Annotated in this window: 1 rRNA gene and 2 other annotated features (1 of these 3 cut by a window edge); the gene reads left to right on the top strand. The window is 49.8% G+C overall.

Going from position 1 to position 810, the window contains the following annotated elements:
* Positions 1-101: 101 nt before the first annotated feature.
* Positions 102-198, top strand: a sequence feature (16S ribosomal RNA rRNA prediction is too short).
* Positions 199-260: 62 nt separating this feature from the next.
* Positions 261-393: a sequence feature (16S ribosomal RNA rRNA prediction is too short), on the top strand.
* A gap of 339 nt (positions 394-732) precedes the next feature.
* Positions 733-810, top strand: a 5S ribosomal RNA gene (gene rrf / locus GXP72_RS20635); it runs 169 nt beyond the window's last position.

Raw genomic sequence — 810 nt, 5'->3', positions numbered from 1 at the left:
CGGCCGGGAACTCAAAGGAGACTGCCAGTGATAAACTGGAGGAAGGTGGGGATGACGTCAAGTCATCATGGCCCTTACGAGTAGGGCTACACACGTGCTACAATGGCGCATACAAAGAGAAGCGACCTCGCGAGAGCAAGCGGACCTCATAAAGTGCGTCGTAGTCCGGATTGGAGTCTGCAACTCGACTCCATGAAGTCGGAATCGCTAGTAATCGTAGATCAGAATGCTACGGTGAATACGTTCCCGGGCCTTGTACACACCGCCCGTCACACCATGGGAGTGGGTTGCAAAAGAAGTAGGTAGCTTAACCTTCGGGAGGGCGCTTACCACTTTGTGATTCATGACTGGGGTGAAGTCGTAACAAGGTAACCGTAGGGGAACCTGCGGTTGGATCACCTCCTTACCTTAAAGAACCTGCCTTTGAGGGGAACCTGCGGTTGGATCACCTCCTTACCTTAAAGAACCTGCCTTTGTAGTGCTCACACAGATTGTCTGATGAATGATGAACTTCTGAATGTACTTTTGAGTGCATTAAGAAGTTTTGCTCTTTAAAAATCTGGATCAAGCTGAAAATTGAAACGACACATCTTTAAGGTGTGTTCGAGTCTCTCATGATATGGCTCAGTTGGTAGAGCGCACCCTTGGTAAGGGTGAGGTCCCCAGTTCGACTCTGGGTATCAGCACCACTTTATACTTAGGTTAAAGTTCGGCAAGAAGTAAAAGAATTTGTCTGGCGGCTTTAGCGCGGTGGTCCCACCTGACCCCATGCCGAACTCAGAAGTGAAACGCCGTAGCGCCGATGGTAGT

This window comes from Enterobacter sp. SES19 (assembly GCF_011765665.1).
GTDB lineage: Bacteria > Pseudomonadota > Gammaproteobacteria > Enterobacterales > Enterobacteriaceae > Enterobacter > Enterobacter pseudoroggenkampii.
The sequence above is the reverse complement of the archived record's forward strand: the minus strand, read 5'-3'. Positions and strand labels throughout refer to the sequence as shown.